The organism is Acetatifactor muris (assembly GCF_024623325.1).
Taxonomy (GTDB): Bacteria; Bacillota; Clostridia; order Lachnospirales; family Lachnospiraceae; genus Acetatifactor; species Acetatifactor muris.
Window position 1 is genome coordinate 1 of record NZ_JANJZD010000052.1, and the last position, 25089, is coordinate 25089.

Below are 25089 nucleotides of genomic sequence, written 5' to 3' on the forward strand. Positions count from 1 at the left end.
TCATAGACTTACCTCCGTATAGCGGTATCAAAAGTTAAGGTTCAACTTTTAATACCTGTGATAGAAATATAGTCTATTGTCACATATTTTGCCTCCATAGTCGAGGTACGCACTATCTACCGTTTACTGATACACCAACAGCTTTTGCCATTTCTTTCCTTGTATCAACTTTCGGCAAATTTGCCAAACCTTTACCGCCTAAAGACTGATTCTCTTTTGCCTTTTTTTGAAAAACACTTTTAAATTTCTGAACTATCTCATATCGCTCTGTTTCGGTTAAATTCCTACGTCCAAGCTGCTGTTCAAGCATCCACTGTTTGACATCTTCCCTTGTCTCCAGTTCTCCCATAATTTTATAGTCCTGCCAATAATGCCAATCAATACCATGCTTTTTCAATATATTATAACGATTATGTCCATCTATAATGATCCACTTATTCGTATCTGGTTCCTGCCATATTTTTATTGGATCAAGCATTCCATATTTCAGAATACTGTCTTCAAGCTTTTCTAATTCTTCTGGTGTCAGAACGGGTAACAAATCTTCAAATTCCTTATCAACTTTTAAATCTTTTATATCTATGTATGCCATATAATATCTTCTCCTTTTCATAAATTCACGCTTGCCCTCCAATTGGAGGGAAGGCACTTTGTTTAAACCAACCGCTCCTTCTCAATGGCAGAGATAAGTCACCCCTTGTAATTCTCTTTATCCGTCCAACTGACAGGCCATATATTATATTTCCCCTACATCATAAACCTATGTACGGGCACTTCCCGGAAATATTCATCAGGTTCTTCGCCAGCTTCAATTAGTTCTTGTCTTGCCTCCTCAATGATTTTCGCCATTTTATCATCAGGTACACCATATGCTCTTGCTAAATCTGAAGCAGAACATACAAATTCTTCACCTGTAATTTCAGAAATCCTTCTACACATATCAAGGTAAATCAAATCATAGTTCATTCCACCTTCCAAACCCGCATCCATAACTTCTTCTACCATATCCTCTGTAATACCATATTTACCATAATTATTCATTATGTTCTGGATTATTGTCTCTCTGGTCATTATTTTATACTTCTCCTTCTTCATCAAAAAATTATCCAGGTGAGCAATCGTTAGATTGCGAACTAATCAGTCACCGCTTGCGGTGGCTGCCTACTGTCAGGGACTACACCAACTCATAATCGTTCTTCTCTATCATCCGAATCACTTTTAACACTTCTTGCCGTGTTGCTTTGTCTTTGCAACTTTTAGTCATCTGTATAATTATCTTCATTGAATATATGGGCAACAATAAGGAACGCAATTTCTCCCTGTATCCCATCCATAATTGACATTCATATTGATAACATCCATTATATGATTGTCCACAATTAGCCCATTTCTTTTCAAAGTAAGCATTTTTACTTATTACTGGCTCACAAGCTGCTAAACATGATACCAGCAATGAATCTGTCAATTTCTTACTCTGCAAATTTTCTTTATCCTGTTTTTTCATAAATAATCTGTCTCCTTTTATATTGTCTCCGACGGTAGGCACGGCCTAAATCCATCAAAGTCCAGCGAAGCTGTCCTTTGCTGAATTTAGTCCGTGATAATTATTGGAGCATCCTGACAGATTACTTCACCGCCAAAGGACGGCGGCTTGCAATCTGCCAGTCTGTCCAATAATGATATGTTTTTGTAAGTAGATGGAAATTGATGATATTTTACTCTCTATTTCCCTATTCTCTTCTTTAGGGAAAGCCCTCTGAAACCCGCATAAAATGGGCATTCTTGAAGCGAAATGTGCAGTTTTAAATCTCCATTTTGCACATTTTGATTTTATGCAATATCTTTAAGAGCCTTACATTCATCAATCCACATTAGCAATAATATCCTCATTCTTTCACTCGGAATATAAATTTCAATAGGCTGCCCGTCTCTGATTTGACTTCTCCATATCCACTGTAATAATGCTGATAAAGAAAATAGATCTTCATCAAATTCAATATGGTAGTGTTCTATAAATTGCTTAATATCTGGTTGCATAAAGAAATTAATTAAATATGCCAAAGCTTTTCTTTCTCTGTAGTTGTTTGTCCCTCTTGCGTTACAAGCTACAAGACCTCTTGAGAAACCTTTTCCACTTATATATTTAGCATAAGGTTTAAAAACCGTATACATATTGTACTTTGCCTCTGTTTCTGTAACCGTTCTAAAATAGTTTTCTGTATTCTTTTTTAACTGTTCAAAAATAGCCAGATTCTTTTTCCTTTTATCTTCATACCATGATTTTGATAATGGATTAGATTTTCCTATTTTCATTCCAATATTATTGAACTTTCCATCATATATATTAATCAAGTCAACAACCTTTCTTCTTTTTTCAAATTCTAATACTTTATCATGTGGAATAAGCTGCCCATTGTCATCAAGCATATATTTTTCATACTGTATCCCATGAATGTCAAAATATGATTTCTGAATACTCCCATCCCATAAATATGTAAAAATGAAACTTTCTTCAAAACATTTAAAGAAGTCAACTGGAAAATTCCACATTATTATTCTCGCCAGTTCATCGCTATTGTCCTTCTTAAATCCCATTAGCGACTTAAAACTACATAGTCTTTTTATATCTCCATACACACCCTTGTAAGGCTTTTTTTCTTCATTCCAAACAAGAAAACCATCATTATCTAAAGAAACTAAATTCTCATTAAAAATAATTTTCAAATCATCTTTGCTAATTTTATATGTATCTAACACATCCAAACATTCATCAATCATCAATGTGTAATCTTTGCTTTTTAAAAGTTCTAACATATCCAAATCCATTTTCTGAATTAGAGCATGTGTAGTTACAATGTTCATATCATTTTCTACCAGATTCCTAAATTGTTTCCATTTAGACCCCCAATCTTTGGGATCAAATATATTAATTTTTGTCTTTCTTTTATATCTGTCACATTCGTCTAATAGCGGAACAATACATAAATATTTTTTATCTTTGTTGGCATTAATATAATTTATTGCCATTGTGCTTTTTCCGCTTCCCATAATGTCATCAACAATCTTAATTTTTCTTTCTGTGTTGCTAATAATTCATTCCTCCAATCTGATTCTTTTCTTCTCATTTCCATATAATTTCTACTCATATTAATGTTCTCCTTTTTAACGGGCAACAAAGACGGTATTATCATTACAACACTGTCTTATTATTTACAGTAACAATATCTACTTCTACACTTAAAACTCATCCCTCCAATCTATTTTTATAGTGGATAGGCATTTCACCTATCCACCATGTACTTCTCTTTTCAGCAAAACATTTTATCTCAAATCATGCTTATTGTCTTTTGCCATGCTCTGTTTGCAACTGTTCTAACGATTTATACTCTGAAATATCAATATCTGCCGTGCTAACGCTGAAACTGATTGTGTATGTATCATCTGATTCTTCAATACACTCAATAATATCTTCATCAATAGTAACGGATCCCGTGACATTGTTTTCGCTATCCCTTGATACAAACCATAATTCAGGTTTTAAATTGTCTTCATACTCGATTGTGCCTCTTGTCATCTCAATAGCAATGCCATAATGGTCTACAGACGAAACATTGACATATTTACCTTCGAATGCCTGGGCCAGCTCCTTCATTGTTACTTTTTTTGTTTCTGTTGTGTTTGACATAATTTTTATTCTCCTTTTTGTTTATTTTGTTGAATAAATAATAAATTACCATTCATCTATTACTTACTTCTACTTATTGATAGTGATACATCCAAATTCATCAATAACCATTTTTCCCATTACTTCACTAATACTTTTGAACTTTTCAAAGCAATTCTGTAAATCCGAATGCATTCTACCAGAAACATCTTCATCGTCACGATAAAACTCTTTATCTAATAACCATTCAACATCCTGTTGGAACATTAAAAGGTAGTTACAGTATCGCTCCTGAATCCGAGTAAGCATTGATTCAATATCACTTGTTTGGGCATCATGTACGGTGTTCTCAATCTCATTAATCCGCACTTCTACATTTAGTTGTTCTGCCTTTGCATTCTCATATTCAGTACTTTCAATACCGTATTTTTCTCTTACTTCTTTTATCTTTTGTGCCGCTTCCTTTCTCTGGATTTCTTTTAAATCTTTTAGTTCACCATCTGGATCAGAAACATTATCGGTCTTGTTGGTATCAGCACTTTTCTTTAACTCATTAAATGCCTTATTAATACTCTTCTGGCCACTAATAGTTTCATTGATTAATTCTTTATTACCTGATTCCAGAATTTTTACACCCTTTGAATAAGTATTTGTAGAGACATCAGCGTCTTTAGCAAGTTCGGCTCTTACGTCAACTTTCTCTTCTTTTGGTATCGGAGTTGTAGATTTCTCCAACTCCGATTTTTTATTTCCACCATTCAGCGATTTATTCCTTTTTGCTTTCTTTTTATAAAATGGGCGATACTTCTCTACAATCTGGATTCTCTGTAACGTCGTAAGCGATCTTCTTCCAAGCTGTTGTCTTACCATCCAGATTATCGCTTCTTCCTTGCTTTCAAATTCTACTGACTTTACCTCATATGGGATATTGTGTTTATTGCAAATTTCATATCTATTATGACCATCAACAATAATATCTCCCCATACCATGATCGGCGCACCTTTATAACCTTCTGTCAGTAAACTTTGTTCTAATGCCTTATAATCTGCATTTGATAATTCCGGTAAGACTTCATTCAATTCAGGATCAATCCTATATTCTTCCATTATTTCACCAACTCTCTTATCTCTTTTTCTACATATTCTAATCTCGCCATCACTTTTACTCTTGAGGTTGCACCTTGTCCACAATAAGAAGCATACTCACAATCCGGAGTATAGGAATCCATTAACTTCTGAATCCACCCACCATATCTTTCAAGAGAAATTCCCAATTTATCTACTGTTTGGATATGGTACGCAAGAATCGGGATGCTTGTTTTTTTCATCAACTTATTAGGCTTGTCTGCCGCCACAACTGCCTTATCTAATTTGCTAAAAAGTTCTTCACAATATTCCAAATCGCTGTTTTTATGGTTAGCACGGAACCATTCAGCAAATTCCATAGTTGCATCATTATTGAAATTCTTGAACTGGTAGTCCATGACAAGCATCAATGTCTGTAAAATACATGTCTGTACTTCTCCACGCTTTCTCTGTAATGATGTAAAGTATGATTTATTGGATTTTTCTGAAAAGAAATTGCTTGCTTCTACCTTATCAATAAATCCTGACAGTTCATCACCAAGCAACACTCTTGTTTTCTGGTCTTTAGTCAATGCTGTACCATTATTAAGGCGGTAAAACTGGTCTTCAATCTCTTCGTCAGTACAATCTGTAAGCACAATCACAGAAAGTACTTTATCTTTGAGTTTATCCTGTAACTTTGCATCAATCTCTGAAAAAAACTTATCGGCAATCTCATATTCATCCACTGTAACCTGCTGTTTACGCTGTCCGTTTTCATCCGTGACGACTATTCTTTTCTGGATATTTACCGATGGTGTATCTTCTGATAGCTTAAAGCTATCCTGCATATATTCGTAGATTGTCGTAAATCTCTGTTTACCATCCAGTACAGAAAAGGAATCATAATCACCTTCAAACATCTGTAATGCATATGTCTGAGGAATTGCAAAATTTGCCAATATACTATGGATAAGCAGACTTTGTTGTTCCAGATCCCATTGTCCGGGCTTTCTCTGCATCGGGTGATTAAATACAATATTGCCGTTTTCAATTCCTTCGTTAAGGGTTTTGATTGTGTACTCTCTTTCAATCGTCTGCATTATGTTGCCTCCTCTTATTTAATAATTTGCTTTACAAAATAATTTTCCTGATTCAGAGATGAAATAAGTTAAAGCTAAACCATCATCCAATCCTCTTTTTACATAACCAAGTTCTGCCATATTCAATAAATGGCGAAATGTTGTGCTATACGATTTACGCCGCTTCTCCTCCATAAGCTCTATAATTTGGCTAACGCTCAATGCTCTTGACATGGTTTCCGCATTGTTATCATTTAGCACAGTTAAGATTACTAAACTAAACTTTGTCATCACTTTTCACCTGTTCCTTTCTCTTGTCATTTAATGGTAAAAATATATAGGCTTCACAGCCCTATAATCCTCTCAATAAGCATTCCTCCTTCATAATATATATTTCTCTAAACCACTTTTCTAAGCTAAAACTTCTACTTTATAAACAATAAATTCTTTCAAAATTCTCTATGGAATCGAAAAATAATCATAAAAAGTTTTCTCTATTGCCAATATTTTTAGATTTGAAGCAAAGAGAAACTATGTGCTCTGTATTTATGTATATGGACATATCCAACAATAGTGTTGCTGTACTGTTTAAATATAAACATATTGCTTGTAGTAGATAGTGATAAGCATAGAACATATGTTCTTTATTGTCAATATATTTTTCGAACATTTGTTCTTTTATATGATGTATTAAATCAGCAATCCTATTTGATAATTCACAAAAATATTACAGGGACATATATGCCCGATAAAATGAACTGAGAAAAGACTGTTTTAATAATTTTATATAATGATTATAAAATCATTACTTTTCGCTATAAATTTATTCAAACATTCTTTTATATAGAGAAAAATTGTAGTATAATAGATATCATTTATATAAGAGGAAAAATGTATGTTTGGATATGAAAGAGAACACAAGTCAATCTTAAATCCTGCTGTCCGTTTAAAAAATATGGAATTAATTCCTTTGGGATTACGAAATAGCCTTAAAAACGACTTCATAATTTCCTCCTCAACAAATAAATTACTCTATAACGAACCCGGATTTTTTGCTTCAAAGAATAGAAGAAAAACTGAAAACATATTTAGAAAGGCGTCAGTTTACCAAAATACAGTACACGAATCCAATACTAATACAGCAACTGAAAATAAATCATCTATCTATCAGCCTTGTATAGTTGATGTTTTTGGAGAGCCAATTAGTAAGAAAAAAGATACACCAAAAATAATAATCACAGAAATAAACGATCAATTATTATATGAATTAACTCAAAAACCGGATTTACTTTATAGCTTAACACCATATAACTTCGAACTTGTTATTGCTAAAATATTTGAAAAAAGAGGATTCTCTGTAAAAATAACTCCGCAAACCCGGGATGGGGGAAAGGATATTTTTGTGGCCAAGAATGATTTATTTTCATTTTTGTTCTATGTTGAATGTAAAAAATACTCCCCTGATCATCATGTAGGAATTGATATAATCCATCGTCTGTATGGTGTCATAGCCGCAGAGAAAGTAACTGGCGGAATTATTGCCACAACATCATATTTCACAAATCCTGCAAAAGATTATATCCAACAACATCAGCTTAATCATCAAATTACTTTGCATGATTATGATACTATTTCAAGTCTTTTAAAATCATTACAGTACAACACTCAATAAACCAATTCATCTAACTACACATAAAAATCAGCCCTGATTAGGAGCTGATTTTTATTTTATCTGTATTAACATGGTACTAAATTAGCGCAAAATCGCCCATTTTCACCATGATTTTTATAAAGAATCCGGTAAAATCATGCTTCTTATATGGGTGAATGCGAAAAATGGCTTGTTTGCGGTGTGCTTAGTCCGGTCACATTATAAATCTGAGGACAAAAATTTTATTTAAAGCCATTACATATACCAACACACATTTCTTTAAAATTCGTATGCATTCCAATCTTACCATCATATCTTAAGATTTCTTTTCTGTTACTGAATGCAAAATGATAAACTTTTTGGATTTCCAAATATCCTTCCCTATAACATTCGTCGGATAAATCATTTGAATTTCCCAATCTACATGCTATTCTATATAGGGTAGGAATTTGCATAAATAACTCATCTAATATATTGCTTTCTGCGCTCATAAATTTCTGTTTCTCGGCTATATCAACAATATCCAGCATAACAATGATTGAAACGAACACTGAAAATAATATGCCTTGCATTACATCCCCATTCACCTGTTTGCTTCTTATTGAATGAATCCTTTGTTTATATATTAAATAATCACGAAATGTCAATTTATAATAATCACTTAGTTCATCTGATATTTTATATAATAAAGATTTATTTTCATCTTCTTCATCAGCTTCACGAAAAGAGTTATCAATTTCTGGGAAACAAACATTTACATCAAAAAATTTGTTCAAATAAGTTGTGGAATCAAAACCATCCCCATAATACCTTGTGATAGTATGTATTAATTGTTCCTTATTTACAGAAGCAACAAATATTATCCTATCATCATCAAAATAATGCTTAATACGTTCCAACATCTCTATAGCAAAGCTTGGTCTACAACGATCTAATTCATCAATAAATATAACAAGTTTTTGTACGTTCTCAGTTATAATGCTATCGAAAATCTCTTTTACCTTATCTCGAATTTCCTCTTCTGTCTTTACTACCGATAAAATATCTCTACCAGAGAATTTTTCTTTAACATTTCCAAAATTACTTCCAACCTGAATACAACCTATTGAAAATGAAAAAGAATCAATCAATGAGATTATCTTATCAGATAATGTGTTACCGCTTAAATTTTCATCATAATAACATTCACACGCTTTTGTTATATTCAGTATCAATGACATTAAGGGATCACCATGATTGTCATATAACCAGGCATTATAATATACTGGAAAATATGTATGTTTTAATTGTAATGATCCCAATGGGTTTTTAGAAAAAGCTATTTCAACATTTTCTTCTATATTTATTTTTTTCGCTTTTCTTGTTAGATAATCTAATGTTTGTTCAATCTGTCTTACATAAAATGTTTTACCAGCTCCCCATTTTGCATCAAGACTGATAAACATATTTTCCTCTATCTGCTCTAACGCCATAATAAAATCCATAACATCTTGTGATCTATTATATTTATTTTCTTTGATTGATTCTAAGACATTTTCCATAGTTGCTTCTTCTGCCAACTTTTTCATAATAAAACTTCCCTTCATTAAACAATCTTAACTATTATCTAATGACACCCCTTTGCATTTACAATATTCTTGTAATTCCTTATGTTCTGCTTCACAATCAATATCCGTAAATCTGCAAAATTCTTGATCTGAAATCCTAGGCTCATCCAAAAAAATTTTGTGCCTATAATTCCAGTGAGAAATATTGCTTTTCCATATGTGGTTACCTTTTCATCCCTTCATTTATTATATAGATTTATGATTAAGTAAGTTGTACAAACAAAAACACTCCAAAAACTTACATATGAATACAGGAATCTTTATTTAAACTTATCTTCCAGTATTTTCATCCGCATTTTTTCGAGTGTTTGTCTGATAATTCTTCCTTATGTATGTCGATATGGTAACATGGTTTCTAAGGCTTGTCAATATATGGCATTCAATATTTAATTTGTCAGCCAAATAAATATTTTGATCATCAAACTATTTTCAAATTAATGTCGAACATAAATTTAAAAATCATTCGTTCTATACACCATCACCACAAAACCCATAAAACTCCTAGTGTTTCAGCACTTTTCACCATACCAACCACAAAATATATACGATTTTACTTATATATCCTTCGATATAGTTACAACTAACTATAGTTTTGCATTTCAAACCAGTGCAAACACGAACCTAATACCGATACCCCAATTTTAGAATATTTTTCTCCTCCAGATTTCTCCTTATCATATTAACCTAAATGGAAAAGTATTGGAAATACAGCATTTTCAGCCCATTAGAACATATTCATTACACCCTTCTACCGAACTAACCATAAAATTATATATTATTCTTTATTTTGGTAACACATATTTTAACTTTAATATCTCAAAAGCCTTGATTTTCCTACATTTTCAAGCTATACGCTAAATTATAATATCGCTTCTGCCGAACCTTTATAAAATTACAAACAAAAAAGCCATGCCATCACTGACACAGCTTTTCTCAACAACAAAATCAATCAATAGGTAATCACTCCTATGATCTACTCAAATTATATCATGGAACACTCAATATTCCTACTGCATTTTCCAATTTTATATTTTCCATAATACATTTATATTCATTACTCATGCTATTTTCTCTTAAATAAGTATCCCCCGCTTACATCGTAAAACGCTGCTCTTAGCTCATTCATATCATTTTCACTCAGCTCTTCTTTTAGAATATGATGAATGTTTTGCCATGCTTCATTCCGTAATAAATTGCTTTGTGCAATTTCATCTTCTGTAGGAACAATATGCATATCTATTTCCGGATTATAATTTGTTACATTTCCTGTGTCGTCCCCCATCATAGCAAACTCCTCCCATATATGCGACTTCCTTAACAATTCAAAAGCATATTAATCAAAAATTACCAGAAACCTTCTCACTGAAACTATTTTCATATTACTCATTCCAGACGTTTTATAGTACTGTAATTCTTTTGCTTCCTCTTTCGGGTAAGTTTTAACTCATTTTTAATAAAACCTTTAATATGACATTCAATCTGATACAATACTATTTCTATCAGCCTGATACATAGTTCCCGCAGTAAAAAATCCTGTTTAATAAAATTGCACCATCTATGAGCACACTGCAGATTATCTGCCATGTTAGTCCCTCCTTTGGCCAGAGGAATTATGTGCTCTATGGTAAATTCATCATAAGGCACAAATTTTCCACATATCCCACACTTCCCCTTACACTTGTTATAAATTGCCATTCTCTCCAGATCAGAAAATGATTCTCGCTTCTCCCGGCTTTTTCCGTATGATTTTTTGTTAAGGTTGAAATCTACAACCTGAAATCCTCTCAGCTTCTTTCTTGCCATGTACAAAAGATTGTACGCTTTTTTAATGTCTGAAAATTTTGTTGCCAAACTTATATCCAATGTCCACCCCACCTTACTTCTGGCATCCAAAACACAGTATCTATTATCCTTCTGTAATATGTAAGCCATATTTTCCCCCTTCCTTCCAATAAATCCATCCCTATTAGATTATTCCTATTTCACACAACAACAGCGCACAATCTTTGAATCCCTGCTGATAAGCTTCTTTTGCGTAACAAGCTCCACTTGCATTATGGGATTCCATAAGATCATTGACCACCGCCTTTTGCTCCTGGGTAAGGTTAAGACTTTCGAATTTTTTAGTTTGCTCCTCTATTTTAACTAATGTTTCATTATACCTGCTTTTATCCAATACTATTTTATCCAGTCTCTCATTCGTCGCATATTCCGTAATCATTTCGAGAATACTATCTGATATATAAACTTTCATTTGTTCTCCTTTCAGTCCATGCTTTCAACAGTTTGTAATTCTTACCAGCCAATCAACGACTCAGTGATTTATTGAGAATTATCAATTACAATATTCATAACCATTTGTATATCGTTTTTTGAATGATTCCTACCTCGTATTTTTCATAGATATTATGGAAAAGATGATTGGGACAATGAACTAATTTATCCCCTGTTCCTCATTCCATGTGGATTCAATATCATCCATAATATCTATCAAGTTCTGCCTTGCATTCTTCAGCCAATATAATTCACCATTGATTTCTACCGGCTTACCAATCTCAAATTGATGCTGAATATGATCTGCTAACTGTTTCCTTCCTGCTGCCATGCCCAATCTGAAGATCTCATTGTTGGTTAAATCCGTTATGTTATTGCTCATAATTGTTATCCTCCATCTGTCTATTTTTCTTAACATTAATATAATAAGATTCCATCTGATTACTCTAAAGAAAATTAAAATAATTTTATATGGTTCTGCAACGCATTTTCTATATCCTTACTCTGTAAACCGATATATCGCTGTGTGGTTACTGTAGATGAATGTTGCAACAATACACGAACCAAATTTATATCGTAATGATTATTTACATATATGCTCGTTGCAAAATACTTTCTAAAGCTATGGCTTCCTATTCCAGTATATCCAAGATAATCACAAACCAATTTCAAGTGCTTTGTAACTGCGCGTTCCGACACATCAAACAATTTAGTAGCAGGATTAATATTACTTTCCAGCGCATAGTTCTGAATGTAGATATAAATATCCGTTGGAACTGTAAACTCCCTTTTCTTTTTCGTCTTCTGCTCAACAATGTCTAATCTATATCTACCACCATCACGGATAATGGCCGATAGCCTCAACTGCAATATATCACTAATCCGCAATCCTAAATTTGCTTCCAATGATAAAGCCGTTGCAATTCTATTATTCGGCTTCACAATATGACCATCTGAACACACAAATCCATTCCGTATTGTGGAAATAATTTTTCTATACTGCTCTTCTGTAAGTGCAACTGTTTTCTTATTCAAAGCCTTCCACCTTCTTAAAAGTTCCTATTTTCAATACATTTTAGTTCCTATTTTTCAGATATGCTTTTCCTACATATCCCAAACCCTTATAAATAAAGGAAAGTTCCTAATCTATATAGTTATTGGAACTAAATATTTGATTGCCATTTCCACCATTCCAACCTATACTATATATAATAAAAAAGTTCTAAATTTTCCAAGATATATACAAAATTTTTTAAGGGAGTGATTATCATAGATATGGAACTTAATAACCGTAACCGATTAATAAAATTTTTCCATAAACTACACAGCCAACTAGAAGACATAGCATTTTCCTTCATTCAGCGGATTCCAGAGAAATTTATCCCCTATTGGCTTATGGATAGACTTGAAAAGTATTTAGACAGGCGGATCCGTGAACTAAAGCAAGAATCTATCAGAATGACATGGAGAAATATGTATCTCCATAACGCTGTTGATGATATGAGAAAATCCAATTAACCCATTGTTGAAAGAGTCCATTTCTTCTATATATAATACAGTAGATTCAGGCTCTTTTTTATTGAACATTTGTTCTTTACATGATATAATCAGCTTGTATAATTGAAAAGAAAGTAGGATGCGATTTTCCGATGGATGCCCTCTAGTCTTACGAAAGAGGGTGATGCCCTATGAGTATAATGGAAGTTCTTACATTATTACTTGTTTTATTTGCGGCTCTGTCTTACATAGACAATCATAAAAAGAAATAGCATCCCAACCGCCTAAAGTGTGGATGCTATTCTTATTGAATAATATTCTGTACTGAGGGCAATCGGAAAATTCAATTCCGATCACTTCTAAGTAGATTATACACTAGAGCTACTTGATTTTCAAGTGGCTCTTTTAATTTTCTGCTGTTTTAACGCCCTTCTCCATTCAATCTCTCTTTCCGCTTCCTTGCCAGAATTATTATAATAAACAACTTTTTCCACTACTGTCATATCTTTTGTCCGTTCATAATTATGTCCCCTGATCTTGTGAATATCTTCAATGGTAAAATCAGGACTCAAAATCAGCTTTTTCATATCTGCACTTCCTGAAGCCTTGCTTCTTCAATTTCACGCTGAAATGCCCAACCACGTTCATTATAATAGCTTCTTCTTTCCTCTGGGGACATATCCTTCGTCATATAATAATTGTACTCCCTCAATTTGTGGATATCCTCGATTGTAAAATCAGGACTCAAAATAGGTTTTTCCATAATCATCCCTCACTTTCCAATAAAACGGTAGGACTAAGAATATCAATCGGCTTATATCCCGTCAAATTGGTAATTGCTCTTACACCATGAATTGTTTTAATATTTACAATATGCTTAAAATTCCATGATATGATACAATTACACTCTGTAACAACTGCCGCTGCAATGTGCTGACAATCATCATAGCTTTTATTGGTCAATATCCCCATATCAATAATCTTATGTGCTACTGTTTCCATTTCATCCGTAATGCCTAAAACTGTATATTTAATCTGTTCCAAATTTTTTCTAAATTCACTCCGTTTAGGCTCTGGACAATCTGCAATTTCCTCTAACGTCACCGTAGACAAATACACCTCATACTTTCCAGCCTTAAACATTTCCCACAACTGCCTTGTATCTGCCATCTTCTCAGGTACATCCTCTTGTAACAAGTGGCTGATTACCGATGTATCTAAATATACCTTTAATTTCCGCATAGAGCATCACTCCTATTCTGAGGAATCCTTTTCAAGTTTGTTTTTTTCCCTAATTGATAATATTTTTTCACCTATTTCATTTTCCAAAAGTGAAATTACCAATTTATTTATACTCAATCCTTTAGATTCTGCACAAGATTTAATCTTATCATAATATTCTTTAGGTACTCTGACTTTTATATCCTGCAATTTTTCCATATAAGCATCCTGACTATCCTTTTGCTTACCTGTCCTCGGTGCCACCACATGTTCCTCCAATCTTTATATTATGTTTTAAATATAGTATACACTTTTTACGTTAAAATTTCAATTACTTTCTATGGGTACATACTTTCTATTTTGGCACCTGCAGAAAAATTTCCATCAGTGCCAACTAAATCATATCATGTTATTCAACATTTTATGTACGATTTTCCATTTAACCCTGTCCTTATGCTTTTTCTCCATCTGATACAAGAATATATCCGTTATTCTTTCCATAAAATCTGAAGGCAGGACATGACCTTTAAATAAATTGCATGGATAGCAGGTACAAGATAAATTTTCCACATCATCCTCGCCGCCCATTGCCAACGGTGTGATATGGTCTATTGTCATATCTTCAAGCAAAATTTTCCTTCCGCATAACTCGCAACGTCCACCAGCATGAAGATATATCAGCTTTCTTGTGTCCTCCGAATAAGACTTTCTTTTGATTTTTCCCTTGCTATCCCGTCTTATCATTAACAGAGAGACTTTATTCTCCCGCATTTCCTTTATTTCTTCCTCTGTCATCCACTTCCACAAAATCCGCTGTGTAAGCGTATCAAACACAAAATAGTTTTTAGTTTTTTCTTCCGCTTTCTTCATTCCCTTTATTGCTTCCGCTACACTAAAAAATTGAAAAGCACTGTTTATATCTGTAGTTTTCTTTGTTGCTCCACTATCCGTATATGTAATATAATGATTTCCGTTAGTAATCACAATCGCCATAATATCCGCCTTCCTAATGTTATAGACTGCCTATATATCAGGCAGTCCACATAATCCGCTATTATCTCCTACACAAAACCTTAACCAATCATTTCCTTTAAAACATTCTTTATTCGCTTTATTTCTACATAATAAGTTGATGGCTTTATTTCCAATGCTGAATAAATTTCCCTGTTGTTATATCCATCAACTTTTAGTACCGCAATTTTCCGCTGTGTATCTGATAAACTGCTTAACATTTCCGTTATTTGTTCCATTGCCATCATTTCAGATTCAGGCGATTTTCCACCAGTAGCACCGATATAGTTATATAAATTTTCCATTTCCGCATATTCCGCATCCAAACTAATCAATGTTCCCGATGGTTTCCGCTTCTTTGCTGTTTCTGTTCTGCGATGGTTTCCAATCTCAGCCCTCATATATTGCTGACTAATAAAGGAAAAAGCATATTTTTCCCGCAAGTCTTCCCTGCGGTTATATATCTGTACTGCTTTTAAAAATCCGAAAATAGCAACATCATAATATTTTTCCAAGCTATAACCGTGTCTATGCAGAAAGTCATATACAAGATTATGGTTTTCTGTTGCAAATTTCCGTTCAAAGTCTGTTAATGGTTCCAATTTATAATTATCCAATAATAGTTACCCCGCCTTTCCTATGTGGGGAATTGCCACTACTGACAATCCCCCTGACTGCTATATTTAAAATCCGTAAACATCTTTAAATGCTGTCCTCAACTGATTGATGGTAAAGTTCCAATCGCTTACACTGTTTCCCCACTGCGGATCATTAAATCCTATCCGCATATGTTCTATAACCTCTCTTTTGGAATAACCTTCTAACAGTAAAGAAGCTACAGTTTTCATCTGTTCATTCCAATAAAATCCATCAATGGCACTCCAAAATTCTTCAAAACAACTCTTACTGATAATTTGTCTTTCAACACTGGTTCTCTTATCAATAAGCCACGCATCAACATGCATCTCTTTTCCCTTGCCATCATCAATGATATAGTTAAGACTACACACTCCTCCTTCAGGCATTCTCTTTTGTGTTGTCCTGGACTTACAGTAATTTGACCTTGCACTATCTAATGTTTTAAAAAGAACTGCACCGAATTCATATTGCTGTAAATGCGGAATATTCAGATACTTCTTTACTGCTCTTAAATAATGCAGAATCAAAATATCATACCATTCTTCCTGATCTAACTTGTTTATCTTCATGTACTTAAAAAACAGGTTATAGTTTTCTAAGTCGGCACTGAATGCCCTCTCCTCTGCTGTCAACGGCTCCATATTTTTAAGGCTAATACCTTTCACTGTGATTACCTCCAATTCTGATTGTTTTGGATTGTGCACTTATCCCGACTACCCTTGTTTGGGTAGTTTCGTCAGCTCTCACTGGTACTCGTCAGGGGATTTATAATTAGTGCAATGTAAAGGCTAAATCTTTTAATGTATCTTTTGACAAATACATATATCTACATTTGTCTGTGTATCTTGTGTCTGGTTTTAAATAGATCCCGTTGTTATCCTGATTAGATGTAGGAACTGATACCCAACGATTAAAGGATTCTTGAATCAGGTCTTTTTCTGGGGCTCCATAATTTTTGTATACTGCTTCTATAACTTCCAGCTCCATACAAAACCCAGCCTTGATAGCAACCATGCCGTTTCCCCAAACCTTTTTGATACCTTCCAGAAAATCTATTATTTCGGAAAAGGTGGTATCATCTGTTAGGTTGATTTCTGCTTTATAAGTTCTTTCTATTGTTTCGCCGTACCGAATTTCATTCACTTTTAAGTTCAATTCAAAATTTTTCATTGTCTACCTCTCTTTTTTGTTTTTACGAATTTTTATGTTTTTTATCCCGACCGCCACAAATGGCGGTTTCGTCTTAATTCTCAAAGACTCATCAGGGGATTTGATTAATCATTCTTGACAACTGTATAAGCTGCATAACTGTTAAATAATCAATTATAACGTTACTGTTTTTGTCATAAACTTCATATAGATTGTCATAAGGCTCTACCATATTTGATACGTAATAACCCTTTTTATGTAGCTTTTCATCAGCTTCTTTTATCTCTTCTTCAAATAACATGCTGTCTACCTCCCGTCCCATAATGATTCAGTTACTTCTAACAATTCCCCATCTTTGGAAAGTGAAACATGAATGATTGTCCCATAGTTATTTTTCATTTCGAAGTAAAGAATAATCCCTGCTTCTTCACATGCCATTTTAATGGCTGATATCCTTTGCATGGATATCATTTCATCTAATAGTGAGTTGTTTGCGTGGTGCATGTTGAATGCTTCACATTCTTTTACAAAAGCTTCAAATAATTTTCTTTCCATTTGTTTACCTTCCTTTTTAGTTATGTAGTTTGATTTGTTTATTACAGTATTTCTACTGATAGGGAAGCGGAGAACTGAATCTCCCACGGCTTAACCGTCACTCCCTTTTTGTTAGTCTGTTACTTTACCCTTAATACATTGAAGAAGCTTATTTTTTCAAACGGTTTCAGGTCATCTCCCAGAATGTCCGCCAACTTTTCTTTATCTAATGTGGTACGGCTCTGTGGTTTGTAGGTGATTTTTGCCGTGTCGGTGATCTCTGTGTCGATGCCATTCTCTGTCATGTAACTAATAATGGAATACTCAACCGCTTTCAATTCGTTTTCAAGCTCTTCTTTCATTGCTTTCAGGCTTCTAAATTCCTGTACCTTACTTTCAAGTTCTTTTTTAGTCATACACATGCTGGCTACCTCCTGATTTGATTTTGTTTGTTATTTATTTCTGTACCCATATCATAACAAAAATATGGGTACATATCAATATGCAGAATATACAAATATGGGTACAGAATTTTGTTCATTTTTATGGGTACATATTTATTGACAAATTATATGTACCCATATTATAATTAGCTTAACACCAAAACAATCAATCATATATTTTTAAGGAGGCAATCACTTATGAGTAAATCAGTATACGAAATGGTTACAGAAAGAATTATCAATCAGTTAGAGCAGGGAGTTATTCCATGGGAAAAACCCTACACAGGCGTTAGATCAGGCGCATACAACCGCATCAGCAAAAAAAGTTATTCCTTATTAAATCAAATGCTTCTAAAACACGATGGAGAATATGCAACATTCAAGCAATGGACAGATCTCGGCGGCCATGTGCGCAAGGGTGAAAAATCAGAAATTGTCGTTTTCTGGAAAATTCAGCCCATAGAGGAAGAACAGGAAGACGGCACAAAAGAAGTAAAACAAATACCTTTATTGAGATATTACAATGTCTTTCATATCTCACAGATTGACGACGTAGAGCCTTTACCAAAAGAGGAATTAAATGAAATAAAACCGATAGAGAAAGCAGAACAGATTTTAAATGATTACTGGACAAGAGAAAATATAACCGTTGAACTTGTGGCTGGTAATGATGCCTTTTATTCACCGTCTCGCGATTTGATTCACTTGCCATTGCTTGAACAATTCAAAAATGCAAATGAATATTACAGCACGGCATTTCATGAATCAGTGCACAGCACAATGAAAGAAAAAAGGTGCAACCGGGTAGAAGATCGCAAAGGAAAACTTGTTTCTTTCGGTAGTAATGAGTACAGCAAAGAAGAATTAGTTGCCGAGATTGGAAGTGCAAATATTATGAATATAATCGGAATTGAAACAGCAAAGAGTTTTCGCAACAGTAGCGCATATATTCAGAATTGGCTTTCAGTATTGCGAAATGATGTTAGATTCATCGTGTCTGCAAGTAGCAAAGCTGAAAAAGCTGTTGATTATATTTTGGGAAATCGTTAGTGTAACCGTAAAAATAAGGTGTAACCGATGAATGGCTACACCCTGACATATAAGAGTAAAGGAAGGTATAGCGGATATGATTAAGGATTTACTTGATATGATTATAGATGATAAAATTAATGAGATATTCATTGAATGTCATCGCATAGAAGAGATAACAAACGGTGATATTTCCCCTGATGAAGCGTATCAACTGGATGTTTTAAAAGAAGAAATGTCAGATTTGATATATGATATTTTGGAACATCAAATAAATGATAGTATCAATGAAAAAGCACAAACACCATAAAAACAGGAAGGGAGATTATAAAGTTATGTTGATAATGAAATATGAAAGAAAAGACTTTTTCGGGAATCGACAATATACGGAGGATAGCAAAGAAAATTATAACCGGGAAGACGTAAAGAAAGCTTTTCTGCATCTAAGCAAAGACCGCTTTTCAAGTGTACAAAAAGAAAGTACGGTTTACTTTTGGGAAAACATAGAGGATTTTGAAAATCAGGTTATGACAGTCAGGGTTTTCGATGGAAGAAATTATACTGATGCAAAAAAGGCTTTTGACAAAGTAAAGAAAGAGTGTTATATATCAATTCAATAGCATGTTATGAATACATGATTCAAGGCCGTGTAGATTCAGCTCCCACGGCCTTTTATATTGGCTCTGTTATTGATTTTCAGCCTGATTTCGGCTTGTAATGGCTTTATTGATACATTTTTATGATATACCTGAAAAGTAGTAACATTAGCATGTAATATAGCTATTTGTGGCTTATATGCGGTCTGCATGATGGTACAGAGGGCAGCAGGCGCAAGGATGTATGCCGGTAGGTTTACATTATATTTTTCGGGCTTTAGCGCAGTAAAGCAGGTATCTGATGAAAACACACGTCACCTTATTTTGGGGATCTACCGAAGTATATCCCATAGAAGGGTAAGGGGGATAGGTTTCCATTCAAAATATAAAAACGTATATATAGTATACCCCTTGTAAAATCAGCCTATATCTACATGCATTATTATGCTCGCTTTTACATGCTTACTTTTAATCCTTATAATTCCTTGCTTTTACTCATTTATTTTGTTATTATAAATATAATGAATTTTAAAAGAACTCTATATTATTATCCCAAACATAACAATAGGAGTGTAAGAATATGTCAGATAATCTGTCTAATACATCTTTACAGCATGAAAAGCTTAAATTACATTATAGATACTTAGTCATAATAGCCCTTATTCTCCTTTTGGGAAGTGTAGTGCTTGCAGCATATAATCAAAATGCTTTTGTTTCTCAAGTTTCCTTTGCTGGTACAATAACATCAATAATTTTATCTGTAATAGCAATTTGGATGAGTATATCTGGAGAACGTTCTACAAACGATATTAGAAATAAAATTGCAGAATCCACAGAAAGACTATCATGTACTACCCAAAATGTAGAAACGCTTAACCAAAAATATGAAAAAACAATGGATACACAATTAGAAGAACTTAAAAATGTCCAAGAACAATTAACAAAAGTTATTTACTCTATAAATAGTGTAGGAGAACAAGTTTCACATTTACAAGAAAATAACATTACTGTCTCTAATGCCTCAAACAATAATATATTCGATTCCTCTCAAAAAATTGCACTTTTTAATAATATATATAATTGGGTGTTGAATGTGGGAACTGATACAGAATGGCTCTTTTGCAATATGGTATATTTTTTTATATCACATTATAAGTCTGGTACTCAGTTCAATTATAACAACGTTATTTTCGATTTATCATGTCACGGTATCAATATTAATTATTGGATAAGAACTATTGATATATATTGGGGAGTTCTCAATACTTTATCGGCAGCATCTGTATTTGCTGATGACGCTACTGTAAATCAAATTTATAATAAAGTAAATTCCAAGATCAATCCAATAGCCCCCTGACTTTACCTCAATAATTTCGTAAAAACAAGGCATACCTGACTTTTAAATCCGGTATGCCTTATAGTATATATCCCCTAACCATCACTCCCAATCTTCCACATACGGCCTTACTTCAAACCTCAAAAGCGCATCATATACCTTCTTTGGCACCTTATTCTTATACTTATCTGCCATTATCAGTATATCAGCCTGCTTATGACGTTTATATTCTACAAATGCTTCCTCCGGTGTATCCCAGTAGGACAGTTGGATTACTTCATCATGCCCATATGGTTTGATTTCGCCATAATACATTTTGATTCTTCTATCATATCTTACACCTAACGGTAAATCCATTTTTGCATTCTTCCATTTACCTGTTCTATGTTTCTTACAGTTAGATAACATTGTATTTAATGTCTGCGGAATAATGCAGCATTTATCAGGCGCGTACTCTTTATTACCCTGAAACAGTAAATCTTTATCAACAGCCATGGATTCACCATCACATTCATAATATTCAGAACTCCACCACTCGGCAAAAGAATCCTTATTATATCTCCATAAGTCACACATAAATGAACCATCATATACATCATCCTGCTTATAGCATCTGATATAAATACCATTCCAAATTGAATACGCGGTATTAGATTTCAGTGTAATATATGGTATGTACTCCTGCTGTCTGCCTAATTCTTCTACAAGAACAATTCCCCGCTCCAAATCAATATATTCTTCATTATTTACCCATACAAGATTCCTGTAATAGCAGTTATTCTTATCCCGGTCAATATACCATATCTTATTACATTTATCAGGCCTTTCAAGGAAATGTTCTGCCACTAATTTATCGGTATATGTCTCAATTTTCTTATCTACTCCACTAAGCGTATAATGTGCATACCCTGTTTTGTGCATATGAAAATTATTTCGCAGGTTATTAACCATTCTCCCATGGTTACTGATCCAGTAATTGTTTGTGCCATTCACCAGTACAAATATCTCATCATTTGCGATAAGCTCTATTCCTGATGCCCTAATATCTAGTACCCTTTTATCTGCGATTGATAAATATTCTTTAAATTCTTTTCTCTGTTCTAATTTCTTTGTTTTGTCCATTGTTACTTAAATGATATTTCCTTTCAATTTCGATATGATGATAGACAGCGCACCCAAAATCAGGGACGCTAAAAGAGAGTCCAGAACAAGACTCTCTGATGTATTTCATTATTCAGTTGTATTGGTGAGTGATATAAACTCAATATAATCTGTTTGCTTGATGGATAAATCTGTCTGGCCATGATAACCACCATACCTGCAGGTACACACCAGTTCCCCGCGAGGAGCCATCACTCCACGGGACTACGGTATACATTGAAATACCGCTCACCTAATATTTTTTATTGGCAGCAGGCATCTCCCCTGTTTATGTTCTTACTGAAATTCCTTTACTTTTCAAATATTCAACTGCCAATTTCAGAAGCTCTCCATTATTTACAGTCTCATCCAAAGTATCATCCCATACATGGGGTGTCTTACTGCCTGTGACCAATCCTCCATGTGTCCCCTGATTTGCCCATTTTGCCACCTGTTCACCAGTTGCATTGTAATAGTTATCCATGGAGTCTGTGTCAATAAAAACCGTTGCAACAGCTTTATTCCCCTTTATTTTGGATTCCACCTTCACAGCTGACCGGAGGAAGTCATGTTGACGCCTGTATGACTTGGGATCATAATCATCATAGTATTCCTGTAGGAAGTAATTCAATGTCTCGTATACCCGTTCTGCCAATGTGTCCACCATTTTTGCCATAGTCGGCATTAGTGCTTTTTCTAAATCTTTCATGTTGTTTATATGTATCGCCATAAACTCTATCCCTCCCTATTTATTTTCTGTTTCTCCTATTCTTCTGTTTCTTCCATATCTTCTGAATCTTCCATGATATCTTCCGGTAAATCCACATTCCCCGGGACTTCAGCATCTACCGGGATATAGCCGCATTTCTTCATTATATCCATCTGCTTCCGGCTGAACGGGGTTTTTGCCAATCCATAGATACCATTGTCCATGTTCTGTAATAACTGTCTGTCCATATTTTCTTTGATTGCCCAGTTACGGGATATCCTGATCTTTGTGAAAGGCGGGTTGCCGCCTCCCCTGTTACATAAGGGCAGGTTAAAAGCCTCGCGTGTCTTTACCTCTGGTGTAATCGTTCCTACCTTGGAGATCTGTACACGCTCCCCGTCCATCATTGCCTTGTAAATCTCTTTTGCGTACATGTCCAAAATTTCCTTGATAATGCTCTGCTTATAGATATTGTCCTCCCGGTTATAAATCCTTGCCGCCATCTTGCCTGCGGATAATGCGTCCTTATATGCCATTTGTTTGTTCCTCCTTATGTCTGGGTATTTTTGTTTTGTTGATTAATTTGTTTACCGTTGTTCAGTTGTCATTATTCAGTTGTTTTTGTCAATGAAATATAGTTTTTATTCAGAATATGTGTTTTTCTGTGATTCATTGTTAAACCGCATAAATAAGCCCTCTATCAATCCTAATAATACAACTGATAGAAGACTTATTTACATGTCCTAACAACATATTTAATTGTCACGATATACAGAACTTTCTCCTTTCTCTGCGCAATGTTACTCTCTAAATCTGGTTGATTGGTAGCCTATCAAAACCTATCAAACCGAAATCGCTGAACCCCTTGATTTTACTGCATTTGTAGCACTTCAGTCACGGGTCCGATTCCCGTCAGCAGCTTTTTGAAACCCTTGATTTACTGGGGTTGTAGCATCGTATAAAAACAAGGGTAATCAAAAAGGTAATCAAACGTATGTTTGGTTATTTTTTTGTCTGAAACTCTGGAAGATTGCTAAGTATCTGGCTTTTGGTATCTATGCTTCTTCTGTTCCGGTGATAATGATTTTCTGTACAGGTAATATCCGTATGTCCCATTTGCTCCATAATCAAACGGTTGATCGCTTCTCTGCAGGATGATGTTCAGCAGCAGTTCTGTGGCCTCAGGATTCCTGTCAAATACAAGTGCCATCAGGTTATCACCCAAAAGGCACATTTCACTTATTGCTTTCAGAGCCTCTTTTCTTTTTAATGCTCTCTGGGTCTCCCGCTCGGTAAGATGCGGCGTCCGGTAGCCATTCCCCCGATGCTTTTCATTGCACTGCCAGACCAGCACCCGGTTTGGCGTATTGGAATGCCAGACTTTGCTCCCATAGAAGCCACCGCAATGCCCACAGACCAGCTTCCCGGAAATACTTCAAACACCACTATGCGCACAATGCTGCCACCTCCCTCACTCCATCTACTCAAAAATATCAAACATTTTTACTCTTGACAAAACTGCCGTATGCCTTTAAAATGACTTATAAAGAGAAATGAGTTTTTCGACCGTACAGCTATTGCTCAAGCGGCTTGCTCGTTTCTTTTTTTGTCCTTAAAATATCATACAGATACAGTTTTCCGTCTTTTGCATGGCGCACCAGTATCCTTGCCTTAAAGACATTGTACCTGACCAGTTCGCCCGCATCATCATAAACAGGGATAGCAAAATGTGTATCATATCTGTACCATCCGAATTTTGCATCTGTGTTATGTTTCTGTGCATAATTCTCTGCAAATGTTTTATTCGTGGCAATTTCAATCATTTCTTTAATAATTCCCGAAGAATTTGCCTTTGCATACATATTTGCGCCCCTTAGTTCCTTTGTGTCTTTGGAATGTGCAAACTCATCAGGGAAATCTGCACCTATGTACACCGCGTCTGATGTTTCCGTAATTTCCGCACACTGACCGATATACTCTTTCAGACAGTTCTCAACAATGTTCCAGTCCACGCTCCTTCTTCCCTTAAAACGCAGGTCATTGATGACCACAATGCTTTTACCGTCAGTGTCCTTTATTATATCAACTTTCTTATCCATTGTAGCTGCGCACTCCTTATCTAATTCATTTTATCAAAAATCCAACAGCTACATTGTATCATGTCCACTTACATAATTCCATTTAAAAATCCACAAAAACAATTCAATAAATTTATATCCTGCAAGTAGCTTTTGGGAATAAGCTCACATTGGACTAGTGTAATGACATGACGATATTTAACCTTACTACCGCCTTTTAAGAGGCGATAGTAAAATTGGGGTATAAAGACTTGAGCTTTATTCTGGCATCACCTGTCCTAAAATGCCAGTCAACCTTTGCTGCTGTTGTATTACGCTCTGCTTCCCATACAGACAGCTCGCTGCGCAGCAGCTCAATGTCAGC

The 25089-nt window shown here is 34.5% G+C and carries 36 protein-coding genes and 1 pseudogene; 5 read left to right on the forward strand and 32 right to left on the reverse strand.

Translation table 11 applies throughout. The features are described 5' to 3' along the window. Positions 1 to 112 precede the first annotated feature (112 nt). The 9 genes from NSB25_RS26605 to NSB25_RS26645 form a co-directional block, all read right to left on the reverse strand. A complete protein-coding gene (locus NSB25_RS26605) occupies positions 113 to 592 on the reverse strand; it encodes a ParB N-terminal domain-containing protein (RefSeq protein WP_172455289.1) in 480 nt (159 codons plus the stop codon). A gap of 155 nt (positions 593 to 747) precedes the next feature. Beyond that, positions 748 to 1095 carry a hypothetical protein gene (locus NSB25_RS26610; protein WP_146040191.1) on the reverse strand — a complete coding sequence of 116 codons (348 nt, stop codon included), beginning with the start codon at positions 1093 to 1095 and terminating at the stop codon, positions 748 to 750. Between the two features lie 79 nt (positions 1096 to 1174). Continuing rightward, positions 1175 to 1504: a hypothetical protein gene (locus NSB25_RS26615; protein WP_103242274.1), complete on the reverse strand. Its 330-nt coding sequence runs from the start codon at positions 1502 to 1504 to the stop codon at positions 1175 to 1177. Positions 1505 to 1830: 326 nt separating this feature from the next. Next, positions 1831 to 3027: a hypothetical protein gene (locus NSB25_RS26620; RefSeq protein WP_103242275.1), complete on the reverse strand. Its 1197-nt coding sequence runs from the start codon at positions 3025 to 3027 to the stop codon at positions 1831 to 1833. Beyond that, the gene (locus NSB25_RS26625) at positions 3018 to 3146 is read right to left on the reverse strand and encodes a hypothetical protein (protein ID WP_257479341.1); all 129 of its coding nucleotides are present in this window, start codon (positions 3144 to 3146) and stop codon (positions 3018 to 3020) included. Before NSB25_RS26625 ends, NSB25_RS26620 begins: the two co-directional genes overlap by 10 nt. A gap of 191 nt (positions 3147 to 3337) precedes the next feature. Beyond that, entirely contained in the window at positions 3338 to 3685 is a 348-nt protein-coding gene (locus tag NSB25_RS26630; RefSeq protein WP_103242276.1) for a hypothetical protein, read from the reverse strand. A 69-nt stretch (positions 3686 to 3754) separates the two neighbouring features. After that, complete coding sequence (locus tag NSB25_RS26635; RefSeq protein WP_103242277.1) at positions 3755 to 4771, reverse strand: hypothetical protein; 1017 nt, start codon at positions 4769 to 4771, stop codon at positions 3755 to 3757. Next, positions 4771 to 5832, reverse strand: a complete 1062-nt coding sequence (locus NSB25_RS26640; protein ID WP_103242278.1) for a DUF262 domain-containing protein — start codon at positions 5830 to 5832, stop codon at positions 4771 to 4773. Before NSB25_RS26640 ends, NSB25_RS26635 begins: the two co-directional genes overlap by 1 nt. 18 nt (positions 5833 to 5850) lie before the next feature. Next, positions 5851 to 6102, reverse strand: a complete 252-nt coding sequence (locus NSB25_RS26645) for a hypothetical protein (protein ID WP_103242279.1) — start codon at positions 6100 to 6102, stop codon at positions 5851 to 5853. Positions 6103 to 6706: 604 nt separating this feature from the next. Between NSB25_RS26645 and NSB25_RS26650 the strand changes: the two genes are divergently transcribed. Next, the gene (locus tag NSB25_RS26650) at positions 6707 to 7483 is read left to right on the forward strand and encodes a restriction endonuclease (protein ID WP_103242280.1); all 777 of its coding nucleotides are present in this window, start codon (positions 6707 to 6709) and stop codon (positions 7481 to 7483) included. Between the two features lie 221 nt (positions 7484 to 7704). Here NSB25_RS26650 and NSB25_RS26655 read toward each other — a convergent pair whose 3' ends face one another. The 17 genes from NSB25_RS26655 to NSB25_RS26735 form a co-directional block, all read right to left on the reverse strand. Beyond that, a complete protein-coding gene (locus NSB25_RS26655; RefSeq protein WP_172455290.1) occupies positions 7705 to 9030 on the reverse strand; it encodes a KAP family P-loop NTPase fold protein in 1326 nt (441 codons plus the stop codon). 1102 nt (positions 9031 to 10132) lie between these two features. Then, a complete protein-coding gene (locus tag NSB25_RS26660; protein WP_103242282.1) occupies positions 10133 to 10354 on the reverse strand; it encodes a hypothetical protein in 222 nt (73 codons plus the stop codon). A gap of 98 nt (positions 10355 to 10452) precedes the next feature. Next, complete coding sequence (locus NSB25_RS26665) at positions 10453 to 11001, reverse strand: HNH endonuclease (RefSeq protein WP_103242283.1); 549 nt, start codon at positions 10999 to 11001, stop codon at positions 10453 to 10455. A 34-nt stretch (positions 11002 to 11035) separates the two neighbouring features. Further along, positions 11036 to 11323, reverse strand: a complete 288-nt coding sequence (locus tag NSB25_RS26670; RefSeq protein ID WP_103242284.1) for a DUF6809 family protein — start codon at positions 11321 to 11323, stop codon at positions 11036 to 11038. A 180-nt stretch (positions 11324 to 11503) separates the two neighbouring features. Then, complete coding sequence (locus tag NSB25_RS26675) at positions 11504 to 11725, reverse strand: hypothetical protein (protein WP_103242285.1); 222 nt, start codon at positions 11723 to 11725, stop codon at positions 11504 to 11506. A 74-nt stretch (positions 11726 to 11799) separates the two neighbouring features. Then, positions 11800 to 12378 carry a tyrosine-type recombinase/integrase gene (locus NSB25_RS26680; RefSeq protein WP_103242286.1) on the reverse strand — a complete coding sequence of 193 codons (579 nt, stop codon included), beginning with the start codon at positions 12376 to 12378 and terminating at the stop codon, positions 11800 to 11802. Positions 12379 to 13232: 854 nt separating this feature from the next. After that, complete coding sequence (locus tag NSB25_RS26685) at positions 13233 to 13427, reverse strand: hypothetical protein (RefSeq protein ID WP_103242288.1); 195 nt, start codon at positions 13425 to 13427, stop codon at positions 13233 to 13235. After that, a complete protein-coding gene (locus tag NSB25_RS26690; protein WP_103242289.1) occupies positions 13424 to 13603 on the reverse strand; it encodes a hypothetical protein in 180 nt (59 codons plus the stop codon). The genes NSB25_RS26685 and NSB25_RS26690 overlap by 4 nt, the downstream gene beginning before the upstream one ends. A gap of 2 nt (positions 13604 to 13605) precedes the next feature. Beyond that, the gene (locus tag NSB25_RS26695) at positions 13606 to 14082 is read right to left on the reverse strand and encodes a PIN domain-containing protein (protein WP_103242290.1); all 477 of its coding nucleotides are present in this window, start codon (positions 14080 to 14082) and stop codon (positions 13606 to 13608) included. A gap of 12 nt (positions 14083 to 14094) precedes the next feature. Next, positions 14095 to 14325, reverse strand: a complete 231-nt coding sequence (locus tag NSB25_RS26700; protein ID WP_103242291.1) for a hypothetical protein — start codon at positions 14323 to 14325, stop codon at positions 14095 to 14097. Positions 14326 to 14460: 135 nt separating this feature from the next. Further along, positions 14461 to 15054, reverse strand: coding sequence for an HNH endonuclease (locus NSB25_RS26705; RefSeq protein ID WP_103242292.1), 594 nt, complete (start codon positions 15052 to 15054; stop codon positions 14461 to 14463). An 80-nt stretch (positions 15055 to 15134) separates the two neighbouring features. Next, positions 15135 to 15689 (reverse strand): ECF-type sigma factor, encoded by a 555-nt coding sequence (locus tag NSB25_RS26710; protein WP_103242293.1) that lies wholly within the window; start codon positions 15687 to 15689, stop codon positions 15135 to 15137. Positions 15690 to 15755: 66 nt separating this feature from the next. Beyond that, a complete protein-coding gene (locus tag NSB25_RS26715; RefSeq protein WP_103242294.1) occupies positions 15756 to 16376 on the reverse strand; it encodes a hypothetical protein in 621 nt (206 codons plus the stop codon). 106 nt (positions 16377 to 16482) lie between these two features. After that, positions 16483 to 16881 carry a hypothetical protein gene (locus tag NSB25_RS26720; RefSeq protein WP_103242295.1) on the reverse strand — a complete coding sequence of 133 codons (399 nt, stop codon included), beginning with the start codon at positions 16879 to 16881 and terminating at the stop codon, positions 16483 to 16485. Between the two features lie 91 nt (positions 16882 to 16972). After that, the gene (locus NSB25_RS26725) at positions 16973 to 17161 is read right to left on the reverse strand and encodes a hypothetical protein (protein WP_103242296.1); all 189 of its coding nucleotides are present in this window, start codon (positions 17159 to 17161) and stop codon (positions 16973 to 16975) included. Between the two features lie 5 nt (positions 17162 to 17166). Further along, complete coding sequence (locus NSB25_RS26730) at positions 17167 to 17415, reverse strand: hypothetical protein (RefSeq protein ID WP_103242297.1); 249 nt, start codon at positions 17413 to 17415, stop codon at positions 17167 to 17169. Between the two features lie 119 nt (positions 17416 to 17534). After that, on the reverse strand, positions 17535 to 17816 hold the full coding sequence (locus NSB25_RS26735) for a hypothetical protein (protein WP_103242298.1): 282 nt from the start codon (positions 17814 to 17816) through the stop codon (positions 17535 to 17537). 219 nt (positions 17817 to 18035) lie between these two features. Here NSB25_RS26735 and NSB25_RS26740 point away from each other — a divergent pair, with 219 nt between their 5' ends. The 4 genes from NSB25_RS26740 to NSB25_RS26755 all read left to right on the forward strand — a co-directional run bounded on the left by NSB25_RS26740 (position 18036) and on the right by NSB25_RS26755 (position 20819). Continuing rightward, positions 18036 to 18887, forward strand: a complete 852-nt coding sequence (locus NSB25_RS26740) for an ArdC family protein (protein ID WP_103242299.1) — start codon at positions 18036 to 18038, stop codon at positions 18885 to 18887. Between the two features lie 76 nt (positions 18888 to 18963). Further along, positions 18964 to 19176 carry a hypothetical protein gene (locus tag NSB25_RS26745; protein WP_103242300.1) on the forward strand — a complete coding sequence of 71 codons (213 nt, stop codon included), beginning with the start codon at positions 18964 to 18966 and terminating at the stop codon, positions 19174 to 19176. Positions 19177 to 19201: 25 nt separating this feature from the next. Then, positions 19202 to 19486, forward strand: coding sequence for a hypothetical protein (locus tag NSB25_RS26750; RefSeq protein WP_103242301.1), 285 nt, complete (start codon positions 19202 to 19204; stop codon positions 19484 to 19486). A gap of 556 nt (positions 19487 to 20042) precedes the next feature. Beyond that, complete coding sequence (locus NSB25_RS26755) at positions 20043 to 20819, forward strand: hypothetical protein (protein WP_103242302.1); 777 nt, start codon at positions 20043 to 20045, stop codon at positions 20817 to 20819. Positions 20820 to 20900: 81 nt separating this feature from the next. On the opposite strand, the gene NSB25_RS26760 is transcribed toward NSB25_RS26755, so the two are convergent. The 6 genes and pseudogenes from NSB25_RS26760 to NSB25_RS26785 all read right to left on the reverse strand — a co-directional run bounded on the left by NSB25_RS26760 (position 20901) and on the right by NSB25_RS26785 (position 24746). Next, positions 20901 to 21920 (reverse strand): hypothetical protein, encoded by a 1020-nt coding sequence (locus tag NSB25_RS26760; protein ID WP_103242303.1) that lies wholly within the window; start codon positions 21918 to 21920, stop codon positions 20901 to 20903. Positions 21921 to 22227: 307 nt separating this feature from the next. After that, positions 22228 to 22668: a hypothetical protein gene (locus tag NSB25_RS26765; protein WP_103242304.1), complete on the reverse strand. Its 441-nt coding sequence runs from the start codon at positions 22666 to 22668 to the stop codon at positions 22228 to 22230. A 35-nt stretch (positions 22669 to 22703) separates the two neighbouring features. Then, a complete protein-coding gene (locus tag NSB25_RS26770; RefSeq protein ID WP_103242305.1) occupies positions 22704 to 23183 on the reverse strand; it encodes an HU family DNA-binding protein in 480 nt (159 codons plus the stop codon). A 497-nt stretch (positions 23184 to 23680) separates the two neighbouring features. After that, entirely contained in the window at positions 23681 to 23857 is a 177-nt protein-coding gene (locus tag NSB25_RS26775; RefSeq protein ID WP_242982618.1) for a hypothetical protein, read from the reverse strand. Positions 23858 to 23977: 120 nt separating this feature from the next. Next, positions 23978 to 24079, reverse strand: a pseudogene (locus NSB25_RS29810) (recombinase zinc beta ribbon domain-containing protein); the annotation flags it as partial. Positions 24080 to 24221: 142 nt separating this feature from the next. Further along, entirely contained in the window at positions 24222 to 24746 is a 525-nt protein-coding gene (locus tag NSB25_RS26785; RefSeq protein WP_103242306.1) for a hypothetical protein, read from the reverse strand. Between the last annotated feature and the right edge of the window lie 343 nt (positions 24747 to 25089).